This window comes from Aeromonas sp. 2MA4 (assembly GCF_029237305.1).
GTDB classification, from domain to species: domain Bacteria; phylum Pseudomonadota; class Gammaproteobacteria; order Enterobacterales; family Aeromonadaceae; genus Aeromonas; species Aeromonas salmonicida.
The window spans coordinates 103,723-124,205 of record NZ_JAACFY010000014.1 but is presented as its reverse complement, the minus strand read 5'-3'; the positions used below and the strand labels follow the sequence as shown (position 1 = coordinate 124,205).

Here is a 20,483-nt window from a genome sequence, read left to right as displayed (position 1 = left end):
CCGCAAACCGTTGAACCAGAAAAGGAAAAGAGAATGAGCGAGACGATCGAGTTTGCCGAATTCAAACGGGTCGAGATGAAGGTGGGCAAGGTGCTGGAGGTGGTGCGCCACCCCGGTGCCGACAAACTCTACATCGTCCAGATCGACGTGGGCGGTGAGCGGCCACTGCAGACCGTCACCAGTCTGGTGCCTTACTACAGCGAAGAGGAGCTGATGGGCAGCGAGGTGGTGGTGCTGACCAACCTCAAGCCGACCAGGATGCGCGGCGAGCGATCCGAGTGCATGTTGCTCTGCGCCGAGACCCCGGACGAGAGCCAGAGCGTGCTGCTGCAACCCCGGGTGCCGATGGCGCCGGGCACCCCGATCGTCTGACTGGTATTGCGAGCCGGTGCGGGAGACTGCACCGGTTCACCAACGAGGTCGTCCATGCGGCTCGCTCATAACAAGAGAGTAAAGCGCAGGGCCGACAGACCCTTGCCGAACACATCACAGAGTCACAGCGTTACCCGCAGGGAGCGCGAGTCCACTGGAGGACACCATGTCTGAATCCGTACGCGGCACCATAGGCAAGTTTGCCCTGTTGTCGATGACCTTTGCCGCCGTGTTCAACGTGCGTAACATCGTCAACAACAACATCGAGCTGGGGCTTAGCTCCGCCCCCATCTTCCTGCTGGCGACCATCGTCTACTTCATCCCGTTCGTCTTCATCATCGCCGAGTTCGTCTCGGCCAACAAAAACTCCGAGTCGGGGATGTACGACTGGCTGAAAAAACCGCTCGGCACCCGGATGGCCTATCTGGGCTCGTTTCTCTACTGGTTCGTGAACCTGTTCTGGTTCGTCTCCCTGCTGCCCAACGTCATCGCCTACGCCTCCTACGCCATGCTGGGCTATGAGTACAGCTTCTCGCCCATGGTCACCTCGATCATCTCCATCGTGCTGTTTGCGGCGGCGACCCACATCTCCACCAAGGGGGCGAGCTGGCTCGGCAAGATTGCCGAGATCGTGGCCTACGGGGTGTTTGCCCTGTTCGCCATCTATGTGCTGGGCGCCCTGATGGCCCTGAGTGGCGATCATGTGCCGGCCCAGCCCATCACGCTGGAGGCGATGACTCCCACCGTCAACTGGGCGACGCTCGGCATCATGTGCTGGATCTTCCAGGCGGCGGGCGGTGCCGAGACGGCAGCGGCCTATCTCAACGACGTGAAGGGCGGTCAGAAGTCCTTCATCAGGGTGATCATCACGGCCGGTATCGTCATCGGTGCCATGTATGCGCTGGGTTCCCTGCTGGTGAACGTGTTCGTGCCGCGCGAGAGCCTCACCTATGCCGGCGGCATGGTGGAGATCTTCACCGGTATGGCCCAGTACTTCCAGCTGTCGGAAGCGCTGGTGGGCCGCTTCGTCGGCGTGGTGCTGTTCATCGCCATGTTCGGCTCCATGATGATGTGGACCTCGGCGCCGGTGAAGATCCACTTCTCCGAGATCCCGCAGGGGGTTTACGGCGAGAAGACCACCCAGCTCAACGAGCACGGGGTGCCGGTGCGCGCCGCCTGGTGGCAGTTTGTCTTCGTGTTCGCGATGCTGGTGGTCAACGGTTTTGGCTCCGAGTCGGTGCAGCAGATGATGAACACCGCCATCAACCTCACCGCCGGTACCGCCATGCTGCCGCCGATCTTCATCATGGTGGCCTACTTTGTGTTCCGCTGGAAACATGACGACACCCCCCGCGAGTTCCGCATGGGGTCGCGCACCTTCGGCATGGCTGTGGTCTCCGTGCTGATCGCCATCTTCGTGGTGAGCATGAGCGCCTCCGCCTTCCCGGCCGGGGTGGATCTGGTGCGCGCCTTCTTCATCAACGTCTTTATGACGGCGCTCTTCTCGGCGCTGGCTTACTGGTGGATCTCCCGCTTCGAGAAGCGTCAGGCCCGCAAGCAGGCTGTTGGCACAGCAAGCGCCATGCTGGTGGAGTAGAGTTGACGGCTGAAGCCGCATGCATGACGGGTAGCCAGGGCCACCCGTCTTTACGATGTTTCCACTCTGGGGGGAAGGGACATTTTAGTGCTCCGACTCACGACAGGCTGGCGTTAAAACACCTTTGCTTAATTCATCAATCAAGAAACGCCCTCTGGCGTTATTGGTGGTGATGACACGTAGCATGTTGTTAGAAAAAGCCTTTTCGTGAAGGGCTATTCGCGAGACTTCTTCTGTGGGCATGGTTTTAAGCATGCTTGTCAGTATCGAAAAATTGATCGGGAAAGCATCGATTCTTTTTGAAAACAACAGCCCAAAGAGCTGACTCTCCTTTTTGACCAGTTGAATGGGGATCTTGTTTTTCAGCAGTAGCTCCGTATGGCTGTATCCGATCAAGGCTCCAATACTGTACTTTTTCAAATCATTAGCTGTATTCCATTTGAAGTCGTTTCCTTTTAGGTAAACAAAAACCTCTTTGGCCTCAAACAGAGGTTCACTGAACAGAACCTCTTTGACCCTGTCTCCGGTCATGTTCCAAGGGTAACTGATATCAACCAGGCCATTCTTTATCATTGAATATATTCGTGGCCATGGATAACTCTTGTATACCAGCCGATGACCCCGGACCGTCAGCGCACATTGGACAATGGTGTCTGCAACACCTGTATGGTCTTTCTGAACGTAGGGAGGCCAAGCTTCAACGGCTACCGTTATTTCATCTGCCTGTGTGAGGAAGGGAAAAAGGAGAAAAATAATTCTGAGCGATTTCATTTCTGGTCCCTCGAGTATGGTCATATACCATCGGTAGACTCTCGCCTGGCTCTGGGCTCTCCCGGCCCGTCGTTCAGTACTGGGGTTGAGATATTAGATACGACGCCTTGGTAACGTCAGCGCAACAGGCATGAAAACCTACTCTATACCGTGATGTAACCCTGTTTCCAACTGTAGTCTGTATCACTATGGCGGCATGTCGATAATGTCTTGATGCGATCTTTTCCGTTCGGTCCGCGCTCAATGTGAGCAGCGCAACAGGCATGGTCTTCTGGCTGCTCCAACTTTATGCCTGTTGGTTATCGGGATAAGCTGTTGGGCGTTGCAACGGGGGCCTGCCCTAGTATTGCATTTCTTGTTGTCCCCGGTCCCTAGTCTCTTGAGAGGGGGATGCGCTTCTGATGGAGATTCCTTGTGCGTCTGGATCCCTTTACTTCTGTGTTGATTGCTGTGGTGGCCCTGGCTTCCTTCTTCCCCTGCGAGGGGCAGGTGGCCGTCTGGTTCGGTCTGCTGACCAAGCTGGCGGTGGCACTGCTGTTCTTCATGCACGGTGCCAAGCTGTCGCGCCAGAACCTGCTGGCGGGCCTCGGCCACTGGCGACTGCATCTGGTGGTGATGGCCAGCACTTTCGTGCTGTTCCCGCTGCTGGGACTGCTGCTCACTCCGCTGGTGCCGCTCTGGCTGAGCCCGGCCATCTACCTCGGCTTCCTCTATCTGTGCGCTCTGCCCGCGACTGTACAGTCGGCCATCGCTTTTACCTCCATGGCGGGGGGCAATGTGTCGGCGGCGGTGTGCAGTGCCTCGGCCTCCAGTATCCTCGGCATCTTTCTCTCCCCCGTGCTGGTGGGGCTGATGATCAATGTACAGGGGGAGGGGATCGATACCTGGCACTCCATCCAGGCCATCATGGTGCAGCTGATGCTGCCGTTCGTGGTGGGCCACCTTTCCCGGCCGCTCATCGGCCGCTGGGTCGACAGCCACCGCCCGCTCATCGGCAAACTGGATCAGAGCTCCATTCTTCTGGTGGTTTATGTGGCTTTCAGTGAGGCCGTGGTGCAGGGGATATGGCATCAAGTAGGCTGGTACGATCTGGCCAGTATAGTGCTGTTGAGTTGCGTACTGCTGGCGCTGGTGCTGGGTTGGAACATCTGGATCAGCCGCCGCCTTGGTTTCGACAAGGCGGACGAGATCACCATCGTCTTCTGCGGCTCCAAGAAGAGCCTGGCCAATGGTGTGCCCATGGCCAACATCATGTTCCCGGCCGCCAGCGTCGGGGTCATGGTGCTGCCGCTTATGATCTTCCATCAAATCCAGCTGATGGTCTGCGCCGTACTGGCGCGCCGTTATCATGAGCAGGAGACCAGCCCCCTTGTTCCAAGCCGGGAGGGGTGACGTCACCCGAGTTGAAAAGAGAGGGAGGCCAGCTGGCCTCCCTCTCTTGTTTCTCCGGCTTGTGTCACCCGCAACGTCAGTTCAACGCTTACGCCAGACGGTCAGTTGCGCCACAGTATGTTGATACTTGCGGGCGGTCTCGCGGATGGCGAAGGGGACATCTCGCGGTGGGCAGTGTTCCTCGAACTCCTCCGCCAGCAGCCGTTGCAACGCCTGATAGGTGCTGAGGGCTTCGCCATTTTCACGGATGCCACCGAGCCAGTTGGCCTTTGGTGTGTACTCCGTCAGCCAGGTGTAAGGGCTGGTAAGCACCAGCAGGCCGCCGCTGCGCAGACGAGGGGCAATGTCCCGTAGGAAGCGGGCCGGTTCACGCAGTCGGTCGATCAGGTTGGCGGCGAGCACCAGATCGTAGTGGTCGTACTTGGGCTTGAGGTTGCAGGCATCCCCCTGACTGAAGTGGATGCGCTCGGCCTGCTCGGTGCCAAGCTGATGGCTCGACAGACGCGCCTCGCAATACTCCACAAGGTCTCCCTCCAGCGGTACGGCATAACGGAAGCTGTCCTGACTGGCGAGGGAGAGTGCCACGTCGATGAAGCGGGCCGAGTAGTCCACCCCGTCCACATGCTGAAAGTGGCGAGCCAGTTCAAAGCTGGCACGACCGGTGGCGCAGCCGATATCCAGCGCCCGTTGGTGATTGCTGCACAGCTCGCTGGCAAGATCTGCCAGGGCTTTGGCGTAGTTGGTGACACCAAAGTGGGTCGGGCCGTACTGGAAGTCCAGGTATTGGGCGACCAGGGTATCGGTTTCGTAAGGATTCACTATGACGGGTTCCTGATAACGTGAGACCAGATAGCGGAAGCCCGCATGCTGGAAGAAGTGGCGACGAAAGGCGTAACGGGACGACTTGAGCGCTTCGTTGCCTGTGCTTATCCAACTGCCGCCCTTGATGAGGGTGTGCTTGCCATCAAAAGTGGGTGTAGAGAAGTCATCGTAGAGCGGGTGAACCCGAAAGCCGTTGAAGCCATCGATGGCGGTGCTGGTCCACTGCCAGACGTTGCCCACCAGATCGAAGAAGCTGCCCTGGGGGCAGGCATCCACCGGGCAGGAGGAGGCGAAGCGTGCCAGGTTGATGTTGCCTGGCGCGTCGAGCCAGTCCGGTTGATCCCCTGCCAGCTGTTCCCGCAGCAGCATCCACTCCCCTTCGCTCGGCAGCTGGATGGGCAGTCCGGTCTGGGCCGCCTTCCAGCGACAGAAGGCGGCAGCTTCCAGCTGGTTCACCTCGGCGGGCCAATCCCAGGGCATGCTTACCCGCTCCGTCATCAACCTCAGCTGCAACTGCTCAGGCTCGGCAGGATCACCGACCCAGAAGGTGGGCATGCGCGCCCTGGCATACTGGCACCAACCCCAGCCCTCTTGATCCCACCACTCTTGCTGTTGATAGCCGCCGGCCTGAACGAAGTCGAGGTATTCGGCATTGCTCACCAGCATGCGGCTGGCCTGGAAGGGGGGGATCTCGATGTGGCGCTCGCCATATTCGTTGTCCCAGCCATAAGTAGCGTCCCGTTTGCCGAGGCGCACCTGACCACCGGACACTGGCAGCAGGCTGTTGGCAGGCACCTCGTCAATCCGGTGGCGAGCTTCTGTGCAGGCGGGCCAATAAGGCTGTGGCTGCACCCAGGCTAGCGGCAGCTGGCGGATCAATACGCTGGAGGTCTCGAGGTGGATGCGCTCGTGCTCTATCCCCATCAATATGACCCAGGCCGGGCTCTGCCAGTCGATGGGCAGGGTCAGCGGCATGTGGCGGATGAAGTCAATCACGCGGGTGCGTACCTTGGCGCGGTAGCTGCGCAGCTCGGCCACTCTGGGCCAGTCGTAGTGGGTTTCATCCAGATCGTCCCAGCTCATCTCATCCACCCCGATGGCGACCATGGCCTCGATGCGGGCGTCGATGCGGCTATCGATGAGCCGGGCTGCCAGCAGCTTGTTGATGAAGAAGGCAGCGGTGTGGCCGTAGTAGAAAATGAGTGGATGGCGTAGCGGGATCGCCTTGTTGAACCAGGCGTGCTCATCGGCCAGGCAATCGAACAGACTCTCGTAGAGATCGAAAGTCTGGCAGAAGTAGCCGAGCAGTTCGCGGCGCTTCTGCTCGGGATCGCTGCCGGTCAGCAGCGGGGTACGGGTCGGCGCGGGCAGGCCGATGGCGGTGGAAAACTGGGTGCTGACTTGGGTCACACTCTGACTCCTTGTTGGCAGTAGCAAATGGATTACCGCAATGGAGAGCTTTATACGCACAAGGTATCACTATTGGCTCAACAGACAGGTGCGACAACCAAAAACTTCCCTGGCCCGTCAGCAGGGTGGCCCGGCGGGCGGTTGCAAGCTGACCGGGACTTGCCCCTATTCGGGCATGGTCAGTTTTACCAACTTATGGTCTGAATGGCTCTCTACATTTTGATGACGATGCCATGAATAATAGGTATATACATAAAAATCATATAGTTGGTGATATGGCACGATGTTTGCCCTCTTTGAGACCGAATGGGTCCGGACACGGCCAGAACACAACGAGGATAGTGACGATGAAACTGATAATGGGAATGATGCTGGCCATGGGGCTCAGTGGCTGCAGCTGGCTGGATGAGACACGGGTGACCGGGGCGGGGGCTGTCATCGAGCAGCATCAACCCATGGGCAAACAGGTGACCCGGGTGTTAGCCGGTGTGCCCGCCAACATTCATCTGGTGGCGGGTGAGGCGAGCGGCATTCATATCAAGGGACAGGAGAACCTCTTGCCCTATCTGGAGTTGACCGAGAGTGGCAGCAAGCTGGAGATAGAGGTGAAGGATGGTTACCGGCTCGACCCCACAGCGCCGCTGGAGCTGACCATCACTCTGCCCGAGCTCCATGAACTGGCGCTGGCGGGCACGGGCCGTGGTGATCTGCATGGCTTCAAGGGGGACAGGCTGGTGCTGTCTGTGGCCGGAACGGGTGACATAGTCGCCAGCAAGCTGGATTTGAACCGTCTGGAGGGCAACATAGCCGGCTCGGGCAGCCTGGATCTGGGTGAGGGATCAGCCAAAGCCATGGAGCTGAACATCGCCGGTTCCGGCGATGTGCTGGGGGCCGGGCTCGCCAGCGAAGATGTCGAGGTCAATATAGCAGGCAGCGGGGATGTGGAGGTACGGGCGCAGGAGCGGCTCAAGGTTGGTATTGCCGGATCCGGCTCGGTCAGTTACTGGGGAGATCCCAAGTTGCAGAGCGAGATCGCAGGCTCGGGAGACGTGACCCGCCAGGGCAGCTGAAGCCTGACCGCAAGCAGATAATCGAAAATAGAAAATAAACAGGCCCTTCATGGGCCTGTTTTGATCAGAGATGGCGGGCGTGGAAGCGCAGGTGTGCCTCGATAAAGCTCGCCACAAAGTAGTAGCTGTGGTCATAGCCGGGGTGGCGATTGAGCTCCAGCGGCCAGGCCTTGCTGGCGGCAATATCCGCCAGGGCATCGATGTGCAGCTGCTCGGCGAGGAAGGGATCGTCCAGCCCCACATCCACCAGGGTCGGCAGCGGTGCTACCGGGTGGTGGCGCAGCAGCTGGCAGGCATCCCACTCCTGCCACAGCAGGGGGTTGTTGCCGAGGTAGGCGCCGAGCGCCTTCTGCCCCCAGGGGCAGCGGCTCGGATGGCTGATGGGGCTGAAGGCCGACACGGATTGGTAGCGACCGGGCTCGCGCAGGGCGGCGATCAGCGCGCCGTGACCCCCCATGGAGTGGCCGCTGATGGCGCGGCGGGTCGAGACCGGGAAGTGGGTCTCTATCAGGTCAGGCAGCTCGCGGGTGACGTAATCATACATCTGGTAGTGATCACGCCAGGGGCTCTGGCTGGCGTTGACGTAAAAGCTTGCCCCCATGCCGAGATCGTAAGCGGGATCGTCCGCTACTCCTTCGCCGCGGGGGCTGGTGTCCGGTGCCACCAGGGCGATGCCGAGCTCGGCGGCGATGCGGTGCGCCCCCGCCTTCTGCATGAAGTTTTCATCGGTGCAGGTGAGGCCGGAGAGCCAGTAGAGCACAGGCACCTTCTGGCCGGTGAGGGCCTGGGGCGGCAGATAGATGGCGAAGCGCATCTCGCAGCCGAGCACGCTGGAGCTGTGGCTGTAGCGCTTGTGCCAGCCATCGAAGCTCTTGTTGCTGCTGATAATGTCCAGATTCATCGAGGAACTCCTGCACCCCGCCCGTCGAGGGACGGGCGGGGTGATCATGCTCAGTAGTGAATGACGGTGCGGATGCTCTTGCCTTCGTGCATCAGCTCGAACGCCTCGTTGATTTGCTCAAGCCCCATGGTATGGGTGATGAAGTCGTCCAGCTTGAACTCCCCCTGCATGTAGCGCTGCACATAGCTCGGCAGCTCGCTGCGACCGCGTACGCCACCGAAGGCGCTGCCGCGCCAGACCCGGCCGGTGACCAGCTGGAACGGACGTGTGCTTATCTCCTGGCCCGCTCCTGCGACGCCGATAATGACCGACTCGCCCCAGCCCTTGTGGCAGCACTCCAGCGCTGCACGCATGACCTTGACGTTGCCGATGCACTCGAACGAGAAGTCGACGCCGCCGTCGGTCATCTCGACGATGACCTCCTGGATGGGCTTGTCGTAATCGTTCGGGTTGATGCAGTCGGTGGCACCCAGCTTGCGGGCCAGTTCGAACTTGCTCTCGTTGATGTCGATGGCGATGATGCGACCGGCCTTGGCGAGGCGGGCGCCGATCACGGCGGAGAGGCCAATGCCACCCAGCCCGAAGATGGCGACGCTCTCACCTTCCTTCACCTTGGCGGTGTTCATCACGGCGCCTATGCCGGTGGTGACGCCGCAACCGAGCAGGCACACCTCTTCCAGCGGAGCAGCCGGGTCCACCTTGGCGATGGAGATCTCGGGCAGGACTGTGTACTCACTGAAGGTGGAGGTGCCCATGTAGTGATAGATGGGCTGACCATCCTTGGAGAAGCGGGTGGTGCCGTCCGGCATCAGTCCCTTGCCCTGGGTGGTGCGGATCTTCTGGCACAGGTTGGTCTTGCCGGATCTGCAGAACTTGCACTCGCCGCACTCGGGGGTGTAGAGCGGGATCACGTGATCCCCCACCTTGACGCTGGTGACGCCTTCCCCGATGGACTCGACGATGCCGCCGCCTTCATGGCCCAGGATGCAGGGGAAGACCCCTTCCGGATCTTCGCCGGATAGCGTGAAGGCATCTGTGTGGCAGACGCCGGTAGCGACGATGCGCACCCGCACTTCACCGGCCTGGGGTGGCATGACCTCCACCTCTTCGATGGAGAGGGGCTGGCCCGGTCCCCAGGCGATGGCGGCTTTACACTTGATGCTTTGAACCTGTGCCATGAATGACATCCTTCTTGTTGCGGTAGGTGAACAGAGATGAACTCAGGTATGCAGTGTAGTTTCCCTTCGATTTGGTGATAATAAGGCTAAATATCAAATCACTTTTACACACAGGTAATAATGCTCGGCTGGGAAGGGATCTGTGAATTTGTCAGTGTGGCGGAGCAGGGGGGCTTTACCCCGGCTGCGCGCAAGCTGGGGGTGTCGGTGGCGCAAGTCAGCCGGCAGGTGGCACAACTGGAAGACAGGTTGCAGGCCAAGCTGTTGCTGCGCACCACCCGTCAGGTGCGGCTTACCGAGCTAGGCGAGATCTACTATCGTCACTGCCGTCAGCTGCTGGACAACCTCTACGAGGCAGAGCTGGCGGTGGGACGCCATCAGGCGGTGCCGCAGGGTTCCTTGCGCATCACGGCGCCCGTCTCTTACGGTGAAAGCCGTATCGCCCCACTGGTAAACGACTTCATGGTGCGTTTCCCCCAGCTGGAGGTCACTCTCAACCTCACCAACCAGCTGCTGGATCTGGTGCACGAAGGTTATGATCTGGCGATCCGGCTTGGCCACCTCAAGGATTCGAGTCTGGTGGCGCGCAAGCTGGCGCAACGGGTGCCCTATGTGTGCGCCTCGCCAGCCTACACAGCCCGCCACGGCATGCCCAACAGCCTCTCCGAGCTGACCCGCCATACCTGTATGGTGGGCAATGGCGACGAGTGGTACTTCACCCTGGATGGCCGCCCTCACAGCGTGCGGGTGCACGGTCTGCTGCAGTGCAACAGCGGCCACGCCCTGCTGGATGCGGCGCTCAAGGGGATCGGCATTATCCAGCTGCCGGATTACTACGTGAGTGACCATCTGGCGCGGGGGGAGCTTATCGAGCTGCTGCCCGAGCTGCGGGCTCCGGAGGAGGGGATCTGGGCCCTTTATCCCCACAACCGCCACCTCTCCCCCAAAGTGCGGCTGCTGGTGGACTATCTGGCCGAGCGGCTGAGTGATCCTAACCAACCCGCCCTGGTTCGCCCAGTGGGCTGAGTGTGCGGGCGGCATGGAGAGGACATAAAAAAGGCCCACTTCCGTGGACCTCTTGTTGAGAGCAGCAGGGTTACTCCCGCTCCTTGACGTAAGGGGTACCGAGCGCCTTGGGGGCCACCGCCTTGCCGATGAAACCGGCCAGCAGGAACACCGTCAGTATGTAGGGCAACGCCTCTATGGCCTGCACCGGAATGGCGAAGTCACCTATGCTGACCCCTTGCAGCCGGATGGCGACCGCATCGAGGAAGCCGAACAGCAGGCAGGCCGCCATAGCACTCCAGGGTTTCCACTTGCCGAACACCAGTGCCGCCAGTGCCATAAAGCCCTTGCCCGCGCTCATGTTGGGGATGAACTGGGCTGTCTGGGCCACTGCCAGATAGGTACCGCCGATACCGGCCAGCAGGCCGCCGATAATGAGCGCCGTGTAGCGCATCCGCACCACAGAGATACCTGCGGTGTCGACCGCCGCCGGGGCCTCGCCCACCGCCCGCAGACGCAGACCGAAGCGGGTGCGAAACAACACCCACCAGGCCAGCGGCACGCAGGCAAATGCCACGTACTCCAGCAGGGAGTGACCGCTCAGCAGCTCGCTGTAGAGCTGGCCGATGACGGGCACGTCATACAGCTCCCTGGCGTAGGGCAGATCTATGGGGGCGAAGCGGGCGGCACCGGATAGCGCCGGAGTCTGGCCACCCTGATCGAACCAGTAACGGCCCAGGGTCACGGTCAGACCGGCCGCCAGTATATTGATGGCCATGCCGCTTACCACCTGATCGCCTCTGTGGGTGATGGTGGCAAAGCCGTGCATCAGGGCGAACAGGATGGAGACACCCACGCCGGCGCCCAGACCTACCCAGGCAGAGCCGGAAACAGCCGCGGCCGCTCCCCCGGCGAAGGCGGAGGCCAGCAGCTTGCCCTCCAGCGCTATGTTGACCACACCGGAGCGCTCGCAAAACATGCCAGCCATGGCAGCCAGGATCAGCGGCGGTGCGGTACGAATGGTCGCATCCAGCATCAGGATCAGCAGTTCAAACATGATCACACTCCCTTGGCTTGCGCGGTTGAGCGATTGGCAAACGCCAGATAGAGCTGCTCGATGCGCGGACGCATCATGTGCTCAAGGGCGCCACAGAACAGGATCACCAGGCCTTGCAGCACCACCACTATGTTGCGGTCGACCCCGAACTCGAAGCTGAGCTCTGCCCCCCCCTGATAGAGGAAGCCAAACAGCAGGCTGGCGATGATGACGCCGACCGGATGGTTGCGCCCCATCAGCGCTACCGCGATACCGGTGAAGCCGAACCCTTCCACGAAGTTGAGCTTGATCTGGTGCAGTTCTCCCTGCAGCACGTTGAGGGCGAAGAAACCCGACAGCATGCCGGAGATCACCATGGCCAGGATCACCACCTTGGGATAGGAGATGCCCGCGTAGGCGGAGGCGCTCTGGCTCGCGCCGACTGCCCGGATCTCGTACCCCCAGCGGGTATGCCAGATGAAGACCCACACCAGGGCCGCACAGATCAGTGCCCAGAAAAAGCTGATGTTGAGCGGGCTGTTCGGCATCTCCATGCCAACACCGCTCGCCAGCTCACTCATCTTGGGCAGCCAGCTCGTGACGGCAAACACCTTGCTCTCGGTGGCCATGGAGCCGGGTGGCTTGAACACCTCGACCAGCAGATAGGCCATCAGGGAGGCGGCGATGAAGTTGAACATGATGGTGGTGATGACGATGTGGCTGCCACGCTTGGCTTGCAGCCAGGCCGGGATAAAAGCCCAGGCCGCACCGAACAGACCACCGGCTATGATGGAGAGCGGCAGCAAGAGTACAAACGGCAGGGTGTCGCCGAGCAGCAGACAGACCATGCCAACCCCGAGGCCGCCGATATAGGCCTGACCTTCACCGCCGATGTTGAACAGACCGGCGTGAAAGGCCACCGCTACCGACAGGCCGGTGAAGATAAAACCGGTCGCGTAGTAGAGGGTGAAACCGACCCCTTCACCGGTACCGAAGGCGCCGTACCACATGATCTGGGCGGCATCGACCGGATTGATGTCGAGGTAGTAGAACAGGATGGCCGACACCAGGAAGGCCAGCAGGATATTGACCGCGGGCAGCACGCCCACGGAGATCCAGGCAGGGATACGTGCTTGGCTCATCAGTGGGCCTCCTTGGCAATCTCGTCAGGCACCCGCTGTGCCATCATCCAACCAGATCCGATGCAGCTAGAGAGAACATTCATGTTGTGGCTCCTTGGGGCTGGCTTGCCGCCACCTCATCGGGAACTATGTTCGCCATCATCAGGCCGATTGTGCGCTCATCTGCCTTGGCGGCATCCAGCTCGCCGACGATGCGACCGTCGGCGATGACCAGGATCCGGTCAGACAGGCTCATGATCTCGTCCAGCTCCACCGATACCAGCAGCACAGCCTTGCCCTTGTCGCGCATGGCGATGATCTGCTGGTGGATGTACTCGATGGCGCCTATGTCGACCCCGCGGGTCGGCTGACCTATCAACAGCACATCCGGGTCCTGCTCCACCTCCCGGGCGATCACCAGCTTCTGCTGGTTGCCACCGGAGAAGTTGGCCGTCTTGTGATCGGGGTGGGGCGGACGCACATCCCACTTCTCCATCTTGGCCTGACAATCCTGCTGGATAGCCTCCTTGTTCTGCAGCCAGCCCTTGTTGTACTGGGGGCGGCGGTGATAGCCGAGGATAAAGGCCTCTTTCGCCTCGAAGCGGTTGATGAGTCCCATCTTGTGCCTGTCTTCCGGCACATGGCCGAGGCCATAGTTGCGCACCCGCTCAGGGTCGGCTGGATGAGCCAGGCTCACCTCGTGAGTCTTGCCGTCGTTGGTGATGGTGAAACTGCCCTTGCTGGGCTTGAGGATACCGCCGAGCAGGCTGAGCAGCTCGGACTGGCCGTTGCCGGATACCCCGGCGATGCCGACCACTTCACCGGCTCGCACCTCGAAGCTGACGGATTTGACCCGCTCCACCCTGGCGTCATCGATATAACTGAGGCCGTTGACCTTGAGCTTGGCTGCCCCCGGCAGATTCGGGCCCTTGTCGACCTTGAGGCGCACCTTGCGGCCCACCATCAGCTCGGCCAGCTGCTCCTTGTCGGTATCCTTGGTCGCCACGTGGGCCACCATCTCGCCCCGGCGCATGATGGAAACCTGATCCGTGATGGCCAGGATCTCCCGCAATTTGTGGGTGATGAGGATGATGGTCGCGCCCTGATCCCGCAGCTTTTTCAGCACCTCGAACAGGTGATCCGCCTCTTGAGGGGTCAGCACGCCGGTCGGCTCGTCGAGGATCAGGATGCGGGCGCCGCGATAGAGCGCCTTGAGGATCTCGACCCGCTGTTGCAGGCCCACCGGCAGATCTTCGATCTTTTCGTGCAACGGTACGTCGAGACCATAGTCCCGCGCCAGCTCGCCGAGCAGCTTCTCGGCCGCCGCCAGACTCTGGCCCAGGTGCCAGCCGTTCTCCGCGCCCAGAATGACGTTCTCCAGCACGGAAAAATTGTTCACCAGCATGAAGTGCTGGTGCACCATGCCCACCCCTGCGGTGATCGCATCTTGTGAGCCATGGGGGTTAAAGGGGTTGCCGTCGATGAACATCTCGCCTCTGTCGGCGTGGTAGAAACCGTAGATGATGCTCATCAGGGTCGACTTGCCGGCGCCATTTTCGCCGACGATGCCGTGAATACTGCCTTTTTGAACCTTGAGGTCGATCTGCTTGTTGGCGTAAACGTCGCCGAACCGCTTATCGATACCCCTTAATTCGATGGCATAGCGATCTGTCTGGTCCATGATGCAGTCCTTGCGAGTCATGAAAAGAGACTAAAAACCGGCCCGTGCGGGCCGGTCATCGGGTTGAGAGTCGTAGCGGTAACTCAGTATTTGCAGGTGCTGTCGCTCATGTAGTCATGCACCTTGACCTTGCCGGCAATGATGTCGGCCTTGATGGCTTCCACCTTGGCTTTCATCTCTGGGGTGATCAGCTTCTCGTTGTCTTTGTCGAGTGCCCAATCCACACCGCCCTCGGCCAGGCCCAGGTTCTTGATACCCGGTTTCCAGGTGCCTTTGGCGGCATCATCCCAGGTTTGGTAGGCGGCCAGACCGACCGACTTGACCATGGAGGTCAGCATGGTGCCCGGTTGCAGGTGGTTCTGGTTGGAGTCAACGCCGATGGCGAACTTGCCTTCGTCCTTGGCGGCCTGATAAACACCGATGCCGGTACCGCCAGCGGCGGCATAGACCACATCAGCACCCTTGGCGAACTGGGATTTGGCCAGCTCGGCACCCTTGGCCGGGTCAGCAAACGCCGCCGGTGTGGAGCCTGTCATGTTCTGGAACACTTCAATCTTCGGATTGACGTACTTGGCACCCTGCTCGTAGCCGCACTGGAACTTGCGGATCAGCGGTATGTCCATGCCGCCCACGAAGCCGACCTTGCCGCTCTTGGAGGCGATGGCAGCCAGCGCACCCACCAGGAAGGAGCCTTCATGCTCCTTGAAGATGATGGATTGCACGTTCGGCTTGTCGACCACCATGTCGATGATGGTGAACTGGGTTTTCGGGAATTCGGTCGCCACTTTCTCGACGGCCGAGCCCATGTTGAAGCCGACGGCCACGATGGGGCCGTTGCCACGGCTGGCCAGACGACGCAGACCCTGCTCGCGCTGGGCTTCGTTCTGGGGTTCGAACTCCTTGACCTTGACCCCTTTGTCCTTGTTGTAGACTTCGACGCCGTTGCGGAACACGGCTTCGTTGAACGACTTGTCGAATTTGCCGGCGGTGTCATAGATGACGGCAGGTTGGGTGGCTGCCTGGGCAGAGAGGGCAGCGAGAGTGAGGGCGGCCACGGTGGCCAGCTTGAGCACTTTAGTCACGATCGTATCCTTGATTGTTATGTGAGGGTCCACAGCCTGCCGGAGCAGGCATAAAGCACGCTGGCTAACTGTAAGTGAGCCATGGAGCGGGTCAAGCAGATCATAAAGGAAAAACGTTTGCGGTAACGGTTTGAAATATAAGCAGATCAATTTATAAGTGTTTGTTTTAATGTCTTTTTTTAGATTTAAATTCTGTGAAATACAGGCCTCAAACGACATTTATGTTTACATTCATATGGTTATAGGCAAGCGTTTTCGTCTGTAAGGAGGAGAAGCGGTTTCTATTGGTGCCGGTTCATGATTTCCCCGGTCCCGGCCCGCCACCAAGCCGCCCCTGTACAAGCGCAGTGGCTCGTCATTCACTCGGATTTGGTCTGTGGCGCCACAGGTCGTATAATCCCCGCCTGTATAAATAAACAGGAGTGGTGATGGACGTTTCAACCCTGCTCGACGGGCTCAACGACAAGCAAAGAGACGCGGTGGCGGCCCCTCGCAGCAATCTGCTGGTGCTGGCGGGCGCCGGCTCGGGCAAGACCCGGGTGCTGGTGCACCGTATTGCCTGGCTGATGCAGGTGGAGCGTTGCTCACCCTTCTCCATCATAGCCGTGACCTTTACCAACAAGGCGGCGGCCGAGATGCGCGGTCGGGTCGAGAAGGTGTTGGGCAGCATGCAGCGTGGCATGTGGATCGGCACCTTCCACGGTATCGCCCACCGCTTGCTGCGGGCCCATCATCTGGATGCGGGTCTGCCGCAGGATTTCCAGATCCTCGACTCCGACGACCAGTACCGGTTGATCCGCCGCGTCATCAAGGCGCTCAACCTCGATGAGAAGCACTGGGCCCCCCGCGCCGTGATGAGCTACATCAACGGCAAGAAGGACGAGGGCTTGCGCCCCGGTGACATCGATCTCTACGGCGACCCCGTCACCCGCACCTATCAGCAGATCTACAAGACCTATCAGGAGACCTGCGATCGCTCCGGGCTGGTGGATTTTGCCGAGCTGCTGCTGCGCGCCCACGAGCTATGGCTCAACAAGCCCCACATCCTCGAGCACTACCGGGATCGCTTCCAGAACATACTGGTGGACGAGTTTCAGGATACCAACGGCATCCAGTACGCCTGGCTGCGGATGCTGGCAGGTGACAGCGGCAAGGTGATGATCGTCGGCGACGATGACCAGTCCATCTACGGCTGGCGTGGCGCCAAGATTGAGAACATCCAGCGCTTCCTGACCGACTATCAGGGGGCCGAAACCATTCGCCTCGAGCAGAACTACCGCTCCACCGCCAATATCCTCAAAGCCGCCAACTGCGTCATTGCCAACAACTCTGAGCGGCTCGGCAAGGAGCTGTGGACCGAGGGGGCCGAGGGTGACCCGATTTCGCTCTATGCCGCCTTCAACGAGGTGGACGAAGCACGCTTCGTGGTCGGCCGCCTCAAGGATTGGAAAGAGAAGGGCGGCCTCTTGGCCGATTGCGCCATTCTCTATCGTTCCAACGCCCAGTCGCGGGTGCTGGAAGAGGCGCTGATGCAGGACGCCATGCCCTACCGCATCTACGGCGGCCTGCGTTTCTTCGAGCGGCAAGAGATCAAGGACGCCATGGCCTACCTGCGGCTGATCAACAACCGTGGCGACGACGCCAGCTTCGAGCGGGTGGTCAACACCCCGACCCGTGGCATCGGCGATCGCACCCTCGAGATCCTGCGCACCAACGCCCGGGATCAGGGGCAGAACCTCTGGCAGTCGGCCAAGGGACTGCTCAATGACAAGGTGCTGACCGGTCGTGCCGGCAATGCTGTGCGTGGCTTTGTCGAGCTGATCGACGCGCTGGAAGAGCAGGTCGGCATGCTGCCGCTGCACCAGCAGGCGGATATCGCCATCCAGAACTCCGGCCTCAAGGCCATGTATCTGGCGGAAAAAGGCGAGAAATCCCAGGCACGGGTAGAGAACTTGGACGAACTGGTCACCGCCTGTCGTCAATACAACCGCCCGGACGAGCTGGAGGATATGAGCGATCTCTCCGCCTTCCTCGCCCACGCGGCGCTGGAATCAGGCGAGAATCAGGCGGATGAATATGCCGACGCTGTGCAGCTGATGACGCTTCACAGCGCCAAGGGCTTGGAGTTCCCGCTGGTGCTGCTGGTCGGCGTGGAAGAGGGCATGTTCCCCAGCCAGCAATCGACCGAGGAGTCGGGTCGCTTGGAAGAGGAGCGCCGCCTCTGTTACGTCGGCATGACCCGCGCCATGGAGAAGCTCTACATCTGTTATGCCGAGAGCCGCCGCATCTACGGCCGCGAGATGTTCCACAAGCCGAGCCGCTTTATTCGCGAGATGCCCGCCGAGTGTCTGGAAGAGATCCGGCTGCGCACTCAGGTGAGCAGACCCACCCAGTACGGCCGCTTCAGCCAGAACGAGGTGCAGCAGAGCTTCGACGCCAGCGGCATCAAGCTCGGCCAGCGGGTGCTCCATCCGAAATTCGGCGAAGGGATAGTGCTTAACTTTGAAGGGGTCGGCCAGCAGAGCCGGGTGCAAATCCAGTTCGACGACGTCGGCGCCAAGTGGCTGGTGACGGCGTATGCCCGCCTTGAGGCGCTGTAAGGCGCAGCACACCCACCTGTGATGTGAAAAGGAGCCGATGGCTCCTTTTTTGTCAGGACTGTAGGTTCGATTAGCGAAGCGTAATCGGACGTTCGAGCCATGGGTAAATTGTGTGCCTAGTTGTAGGCAGCACGGCTAGCGCCGTGCAGGACGCGAGGGCGTGGCCCTCGACAGGGTTTCGCCCGCCCTTCGGGCTGGGGCGAGTGACTTTGGAAAGACCCGCTCTTTTCAAAAAATGCACCAAAGGTCTTTTCCCCCGCCAATCCGCTGGCTTCGCCAGTGCCCTCGGGCCAGAGTCAACGTCGGACGGGCCGCCGCAGACGGCACATCCCTGTGCCGACTGCGGCTACGCCATCATCCCTGATGGCGTCCCTGACATTGCCTCTGACCCTCGGCGGATTGGAGGGGGCTCAATACCGTGCCCGCATTCGACTGGGGTGCTTAATACGAAATTCGGGTGAGGGGTGGAACTCAACTTCTAATAGGTCGGTCAGTAGAGCCGGATGCAGATCCAGTTCGACGATGTCGGCGCTAAATGGCTGGTGACGGCGTATGCGAGGTTGGAGGTGTTGTAACTCCCCTTGGTTTTTGATTTCATCAGCCTGGCTTTTTGGTTGGATTGGTTTTTATATCAGTCATCGCGATAGCATTATTTACGCGTAGGCTCGAACACGCTTCGCTATTCTAACCTACGGTCCTAACTGTGATCTTAGTCACTTGGTGATTGGGAGTACCTTATTGACCAGAAGATTCATTTGATGCAACATTAGCACTTATTTATAATGCGTACGGTGTTATATGGAGAAGAAAGGGAGATACTATCTTGGTCGCGTGATTAAGATTAACTTATCACAGTCGGATTTAATGGGTGCAATAATATCCTCACCTATAATTACAAAAGGAAAGTTTGACTGGATAATTACTGACTGTGTTGATGCCAGAGATAATAGCATTCCATTTGTATATGGAAAATTATCTAAGTATGCAAAAGATGGACACGCGAATGTTGTTGACGAAAGTAGCCGTTCCCAAATAAAAGCAGATGTTCCTAATTTAGTCGAGGCATCATCCCCGTTTATTTATCTCCCAGAATTCTCTGGTATTGCATATCTTCATGTTTGGAATGGAATTCAAGAAGATGTATTTCCAAGACGGTTTAAATCTATAATTGAAGGCGTATTTGGTGGGTTTATGATCTCATGTGAGATCGATCCATTATCTGACTACACTGAATTCACTCAAAAACTTAGAAATATCAGTACGCTTACAGAAATTTCTGGCACAGTTTCTCCTCCTAATCCATTATTCGGTAGGTTATGGGGTGAATTAAATGAATACATTTCAAAAAGAAATGCCTCAGAGGTCACCGTGAAGGAAAGTAGCTCTAAACTATCTGGCATAAAGTCAAAGTTAATTGAGCTTATGGATGGTATTATGGAGTCAAGAGACTATATGCCTGAAAATCCCGCCGATATCGGTGATGCTGTTATTTTAATGGCAGCAGACGGATACGGTAGGGGAAAAGTTAGTGGCATATCAGATGATGGTGAAGAGGTAGTGATAAAGACATCTGACACTCAAAAAAGCTTTCTTTTTTCAAAAGATCCTAATCCATATCACTTAGCTGTCCGAGTGAAAGAACACTTTACAGCTATCAGTGTTGAAAGGGACATGAAACATTGAGTAAATTGATTTACTTATTTCGCGTATCTTTAATCAGCTTTGAATTTGTTTTTTTACTGCTATACCTGACATTTAAAAATGATGCAGCCTATTTTATAGCTGAGATAATGGTTCGCCATAAGCTGAATAGTGATGCTTATGAATATCTCATGTTAGTGCCAGTGGCGGTGTTTATATGGATGGTTAATGAAGTCACACCAATTCTATTTCCAAATGAGAAGATGAATGCTCTACTACATAAGTGGGGGAATATTTGGAAATTGAAGTTGCATGTATACATTGGTCTTTGTTACTCGGCATTATCATTTGTAGCTTGTCTGTTAGTATGGTTGTTGGGCGATAGTTCCACGCCACAAAATGTAGTTTTATTAGCCGTGGCAATAACTATTCAAGCAATATCAGCAATAAGCTTTCTGTCTGCAAAAATTGAGATTTCATCTATTTCAGCAAGGATGTCAGAGTAAATGTGGACTGTAGGTTCGAATAGCGAAGCGTATTCTGACGATCGCGTATTTTGGTATCGCGAGGCAAAATTTTGGGGTCTTTTACTCCAATCCCTACAGCTTTCCATCCTCCACCCCGCATAAATCCCGGGGATAGATGCCGCCAGCCACCCGCGTAACATGACCATGCTTGAGTGGGTTGATATGGACGTAATCCATATGGCGGCGGTAATCCTGCTCATCCCGGATCAGGTGCTCCCAATAATGGCGTTGCCAAAAACCCTGCTCTAGGTGGCGTAACCGGTCCTAGGCCGCGCTA

16 protein-coding genes and 1 pseudogene are annotated in these 20,483 nt (G+C 58.5%); 8 read left to right on the top strand and 9 right to left on the bottom strand.

The window, feature by feature from the left end; genetic code table 11:
• The first annotated feature begins 33 nt into the window (after positions 1-33).
• Positions 34-372 (top strand): tRNA-binding protein, encoded by a 339-nt coding sequence (locus GWQ31_RS15060; RefSeq protein WP_026080427.1) that lies wholly within the window; start codon positions 34-36, stop codon positions 370-372.
• 166 nt (positions 373-538) lie between these two features.
• A complete protein-coding gene (locus tag GWQ31_RS15055; RefSeq protein WP_275909698.1) occupies positions 539-1,969 on the top strand; it encodes an amino acid permease in 1,431 nt (476 codons plus the stop codon).
• A gap of 84 nt (positions 1,970-2,053) precedes the next feature.
• Here the strand turns inward: GWQ31_RS15055 and GWQ31_RS15050 are convergent, their stop codons facing one another.
• Positions 2,054-2,764: a transporter substrate-binding domain-containing protein gene (locus GWQ31_RS15050; protein ID WP_275909697.1), complete on the bottom strand. Its 711-nt coding sequence runs from the start codon at positions 2,762-2,764 to the stop codon at positions 2,054-2,056.
• Between the two features lie 390 nt (positions 2,765-3,154).
• Between GWQ31_RS15050 and GWQ31_RS15045 the strand changes: the two genes are divergently transcribed.
• The gene (locus tag GWQ31_RS15045; RefSeq protein ID WP_275909696.1) at positions 3,155-4,132 is read left to right on the top strand and encodes a bile acid:sodium symporter family protein; all 978 of its coding nucleotides are present in this window, start codon (positions 3,155-3,157) and stop codon (positions 4,130-4,132) included.
• 81 nt (positions 4,133-4,213) lie between these two features.
• Here GWQ31_RS15045 and ovoA read toward each other — a convergent pair whose 3' ends face one another.
• Entirely contained in the window at positions 4,214-6,364 is a 2,151-nt protein-coding gene (gene ovoA / locus GWQ31_RS15040) for a 5-histidylcysteine sulfoxide synthase (RefSeq protein ID WP_275909695.1), read from the bottom strand.
• Between the two features lie 347 nt (positions 6,365-6,711).
• Between ovoA and GWQ31_RS15035 the strand changes: the two genes are divergently transcribed.
• Complete coding sequence (locus GWQ31_RS15035) at positions 6,712-7,434, top strand: head GIN domain-containing protein (RefSeq protein ID WP_275909694.1); 723 nt, start codon at positions 6,712-6,714, stop codon at positions 7,432-7,434.
• A gap of 64 nt (positions 7,435-7,498) precedes the next feature.
• Here GWQ31_RS15035 and fghA read toward each other — a convergent pair whose 3' ends face one another.
• Positions 7,499-8,335: an S-formylglutathione hydrolase gene (fghA, locus tag GWQ31_RS15030; protein ID WP_275909693.1), complete on the bottom strand. Its 837-nt coding sequence runs from the start codon at positions 8,333-8,335 to the stop codon at positions 7,499-7,501.
• A 50-nt stretch (positions 8,336-8,385) separates the two neighbouring features.
• Positions 8,386-9,513, bottom strand: coding sequence for an S-(hydroxymethyl)glutathione dehydrogenase/class III alcohol dehydrogenase (locus GWQ31_RS15025; protein WP_275909692.1), 1,128 nt, complete (start codon positions 9,511-9,513; stop codon positions 8,386-8,388).
• 120 nt (positions 9,514-9,633) lie between these two features.
• Here GWQ31_RS15025 and GWQ31_RS15020 point away from each other — a divergent pair, with 120 nt between their 5' ends.
• Positions 9,634-10,539 carry a LysR substrate-binding domain-containing protein gene (locus GWQ31_RS15020; protein WP_275909691.1) on the top strand — a complete coding sequence of 302 codons (906 nt, stop codon included), beginning with the start codon at positions 9,634-9,636 and terminating at the stop codon, positions 10,537-10,539.
• Positions 10,540-10,609: 70 nt separating this feature from the next.
• On the opposite strand, the gene GWQ31_RS15015 is transcribed toward GWQ31_RS15020, so the two are convergent.
• From GWQ31_RS15015 to GWQ31_RS15000, 4 genes are all read right to left on the bottom strand, one after another.
• Entirely contained in the window at positions 10,610-11,575 is a 966-nt protein-coding gene (locus GWQ31_RS15015; RefSeq protein WP_113721080.1) for an ABC transporter permease, read from the bottom strand.
• A gap of 2 nt (positions 11,576-11,577) precedes the next feature.
• A complete protein-coding gene (locus GWQ31_RS15010; protein ID WP_005320035.1) occupies positions 11,578-12,696 on the bottom strand; it encodes an ABC transporter permease in 1,119 nt (372 codons plus the stop codon).
• A 79-nt stretch (positions 12,697-12,775) separates the two neighbouring features.
• Entirely contained in the window at positions 12,776-14,356 is a 1,581-nt protein-coding gene (locus tag GWQ31_RS15005; RefSeq protein WP_058395632.1) for an ABC transporter ATP-binding protein, read from the bottom strand.
• An 83-nt stretch (positions 14,357-14,439) separates the two neighbouring features.
• Positions 14,440-15,438, bottom strand: coding sequence for a BMP family ABC transporter substrate-binding protein (locus GWQ31_RS15000; protein ID WP_017412538.1), 999 nt, complete (start codon positions 15,436-15,438; stop codon positions 14,440-14,442).
• A 428-nt stretch (positions 15,439-15,866) separates the two neighbouring features.
• On the opposite strand from GWQ31_RS15000, the gene uvrD reads away from it, so the two are divergent.
• The 3 genes from uvrD (at position 15,867) to GWQ31_RS14985 (ending at position 20,185) form a co-directional block, all read left to right on the top strand.
• Complete coding sequence (gene uvrD, locus GWQ31_RS14995) at positions 15,867-18,038, top strand: DNA helicase II (RefSeq protein ID WP_275909690.1); 2,172 nt, start codon at positions 15,867-15,869, stop codon at positions 18,036-18,038.
• A gap of 798 nt (positions 18,039-18,836) precedes the next feature.
• Positions 18,837-19,721 (top strand): hypothetical protein, encoded by an 885-nt coding sequence (locus GWQ31_RS14990; protein WP_275909689.1) that lies wholly within the window; start codon positions 18,837-18,839, stop codon positions 19,719-19,721.
• Positions 19,718-20,185: a hypothetical protein gene (locus GWQ31_RS14985; RefSeq protein ID WP_275909688.1), complete on the top strand. Its 468-nt coding sequence runs from the start codon at positions 19,718-19,720 to the stop codon at positions 20,183-20,185. The genes GWQ31_RS14990 and GWQ31_RS14985 overlap by 4 nt, the downstream gene beginning before the upstream one ends.
• Before the next feature lie 93 nt (positions 20,186-20,278).
• Here GWQ31_RS14985 and GWQ31_RS21740 read toward each other — a convergent pair.
• A pseudogene (locus GWQ31_RS21740) lies at positions 20,279-20,467 on the bottom strand (transposase); the annotation flags it as partial.
• Positions 20,468-20,483: the final 16 nt, after the last annotated feature.

Bases quoted from the DNA above. Each gene is read 5' to 3' on its own strand.
- GWQ31_RS15060 (WP_026080427.1), top strand. From the start codon at position 34: ATGAGCGAGACGATCGAGTTTGCCGAATTCAAACGGGTCGAGATGAAG.
- GWQ31_RS15055 (WP_275909698.1), top strand. From the start codon at position 539: ATGTCTGAATCCGTACGCGGCACCATAGGCAAGTTTGCCCTGTTGTCG.
- GWQ31_RS15050 (WP_275909697.1), bottom strand. From the start codon at position 2,764: ATGACCATACTCGAGGGACCAGAAATGAAATCGCTCAGAATTATTTTT.
- GWQ31_RS15035 (WP_275909694.1), top strand. From the start codon at position 6,712: ATGAAACTGATAATGGGAATGATGCTGGCCATGGGGCTCAGTGGCTGC.
- fghA (WP_275909693.1), bottom strand. From the start codon at position 8,335: ATGAATCTGGACATTATCAGCAGCAACAAGAGCTTCGATGGCTGGCAC.
- GWQ31_RS15025 (WP_275909692.1), bottom strand. From the start codon at position 9,513: ATGGCACAGGTTCAAAGCATCAAGTGTAAAGCCGCCATCGCCTGGGGA.
- GWQ31_RS15020 (WP_275909691.1), top strand. From the start codon at position 9,634: ATGCTCGGCTGGGAAGGGATCTGTGAATTTGTCAGTGTGGCGGAGCAG.
- GWQ31_RS15015 (WP_113721080.1), bottom strand. From the start codon at position 11,575: ATGTTTGAACTGCTGATCCTGATGCTGGATGCGACCATTCGTACCGCA.
- GWQ31_RS15010 (WP_005320035.1), bottom strand. From the start codon at position 12,696: ATGAGCCAAGCACGTATCCCTGCCTGGATCTCCGTGGGCGTGCTGCCC.
- GWQ31_RS15005 (WP_058395632.1), bottom strand. From the start codon at position 14,356: ATGGACCAGACAGATCGCTATGCCATCGAATTAAGGGGTATCGATAAG.
- uvrD (WP_275909690.1), top strand. From the start codon at position 15,867: ATGGACGTTTCAACCCTGCTCGACGGGCTCAACGACAAGCAAAGAGAC.
- GWQ31_RS14990 (WP_275909689.1), top strand. From the start codon at position 18,837: ATGGAGAAGAAAGGGAGATACTATCTTGGTCGCGTGATTAAGATTAAC.